The sequence below is a fragment of the Mesorhizobium sp. genome, from assembly GCF_024509055.1.
Classification (GTDB): domain Bacteria; phylum Pseudomonadota; class Alphaproteobacteria; order Rhizobiales; family Rhizobiaceae; genus Mesorhizobium.
The window spans coordinates 1-2656 of the sequence record NZ_JANINM010000242.1 but is presented as its reverse complement, the minus strand read 5'-3'; the positions used below and the strand labels follow the sequence as shown (position 1 = coordinate 2656).

Here is a 2656-nt window from a genome sequence, read left to right as displayed (position 1 = left end):
CTACACGCGGGCGACCGAGCGCCGCGGGCGGCAGCACCTCGATCCCGGTGACGCGACCGGTAGCGCCGTCCCATTGCGGGCGGCAGCCCATCAGCGCGAGGCCTTGCGCGATTTCCTCGCCACCCGTGCGCAGGGAGGCCGAGCCCCAGAGGTCGATGACCAGCGAGCGCGGCCAGTCGCCATGGCCCTGCATGTAGCTGCGCACAACCTCCTCGGCTGCCGCCTGGCCGAGATCGTAGGCCGTCGGCGTCGGCATGGTGCGCGGGTCCGAGGTGAAGAGATTGCGTCCCGTGGGCAGCACGTCGGAGCGGCCACGCGCCGGCGCGCCGGCCGGCCCGGCCTTGACATGGCGGCCGTCGAGCGCGGCGAGCAGGCCAGCCTTTTCGGCCGCGGCGCTTTGATGGCGCATAGGATCGGCTTCTTCGTCCGGTGCACGGCCGTAAATATGCAGCCCGTCCTTGACGGCGAAATCCTTGAGGTCGCAGAGCCAGGCGTCGATGCGGCGCAGCGCCTCGTCGGGAGCGTCGGTTCGAACCACACCGGCCTCGGAGGCCAGACCGGTCTTCTGGGCTGTTTCGACGATCAGCCTGGCCAGACGGTCGCGTCGGCGGCGGTCGAGACCGTCAGCCTGCGCATATTCGTCCACCAGGCGCTCGAGCTTTTGCTGCGCCTCGTCGAGACCGGCGCCGGTCAGCGGCGGGGGCAGATGGCCCAGCGTGACGGCCGCAATGCGGCGCTTGGCCTGTGCGGCCTCGCCGGGGTTGGAGACGATGAAGGGGTAGACGACCGGCAGCGGGCCGGTGACGATCTCGGGAAAGCAGGCATCCGAAAGGGCGACAGTCTTGCCGGGGAGCCATTCCAGCGTTCCGTGGGCGCCGACATGGACGATGGCATGCACACCGAGCGATTTCCGCAGCCAGAGCCCGAAGGCGATCAGCTCGTGGCGAGGCGGTAGCGTCGGATCGTGATAGTCGGCGCGGCGGTCGGCGGAACGGCCGCGATCCGGGGCGAGCGCGACTGTGATGTTGCCGAAGGTGGCGGCGCGGAAGGGGAAGGTTGCCGAAGTTAGCGCCTGAACACCCCCCTCTGTCCTGCCGGACATCTCCCCCCCTGGGGGGGAGATTGGCAGCTGCGCCGACGGCACTACACCTGCGGCGCTGGCGACTGGCGAAGGCAGAGATGAAGGGTTGATCTCCCCCCTTGAGGGGGAGATGTCCGGCAGGACAGAGGGGGGTGCCTCGCGCGAAACTATCCCTTCAGCCTTCCCCCAGGCGGCCTCTACTGCGGCAACGGCCTCAACGGGCAAATCCTTCGAGAAATCGAGATAATCCTCCAAGCTGAGCCCGTCGCCGCTCCGTTCCAACTCAGCCAGCAACCCGCGCGGCGATTGCGGAATCCCTTCAACCGCATAGCCTTGTTCTCTCAGGTCATGCAGCATGGCGAGCACGCTGGACGGCACGTCGAGGCCGACAGCGTAGCCGGTGCGACCGGGTGCACTCGGATAGTCGGGGATCAGGATCGCCAGCTTGCGCTCCGCACGGTCCGTCCGTTGCAACCTGATGAACGCCGCGATGCGCCCCGCGACCTGCGTGACTCTATCCGGTTCCGGCCGGTTGGCGAAGGCGCGAAAGGCCAGCGCCGGGTCGGTCTCGATCTCGCCCTTGAAGGAAATGGCGCCGGCAAGGATGCGCCCATCGAGCTCCGGCAGCACGACATGCATGGCTAGGTCGGCAGGCGCCAAGCCGCGCTGGTTCTTTTCCCACACCTCCCGCCGCGTCGTGGCGACGATGACCTGGAACACCGGCACATCGGCGCGGTCGAACAAGGTTTCGGCGCCGGGTTCCGCGCCGGAGGCAAAGGCGGTGGCGGTGACGATGGCTGCCGGTTTCAGCGAAGCGATGGCGTTCTCGACGAAAGCCAGCGATGCCGGGTCCTTCAGGCTGGAAAGGAAGATCGGCACGGGCGCCATGCCGTGCGAGCGCAACGCGTCGACCAGCGCGTCGATGGGCGCAATGTCCGCTGCGAGCAGCATCGAGCGGTAGAACAGGATGGGCACGGCGTTTCCCTCCCCGTCGAGGGGAAGGGGGACGCCGCCGCGGCCGGGCTCGTAGTATCCCGCCTTCGGCACGCTCACCGGTTCAGCCACAGCTGCATCCAACCCGGCCAGACTCGCCAGCCTCTGCATCAGCGCGCCCATATTCGCAGGGCCGCCCTCGCGGAAATAGCCGAGCAAGGCGTCCAGCTCGGCGCGCGGCAGGGTCGAGCCCTCGATCAGGCGCAGGTCCGCGTCATGGCTTTCGCCCGGCAGCAGCGCCAGTTTGATGCCGCGCTCGCGGGCCGCCGCGGCGAGCTGGTCGCAGCCGTAGCGCCACCAGTCGTGACCGCCGAGAATGCGGACAAGGATGACCTTGGCGTGGCGCGCGACCGTGTCGATCCAGAGGTCGACCGACATCGGATGGCGGAGATCGCGAAGCGCGGCCAGCCGCATCGACGGCAACCGCTCCGCGTCGGCTTTCCAGGCTGCCGCCAATCCGGCAAGGTCGCTGTCGGTGAAGGACAGCGCCACGATATCCGCCGGCGTCTGCCTCAGATCGATCGGCTCGGCGAGATCGTCGAGCGAGGCAGAGCTGGTGGTCAGTATATGCATTTCGCCCCT

Annotated in this window: 1 protein-coding gene; it reads right to left on the bottom strand. The window is 68.4% G+C overall.

Annotated elements, in window-relative coordinates:
• The coding region (locus tag Q0L57_RS12125) for a cobaltochelatase subunit CobN (RefSeq protein ID WP_296742936.1) at positions 1–2647 on the bottom strand (2647 nt) is incomplete at its 3' end.
• Positions 2648–2656: the final 9 nt, after the last annotated feature.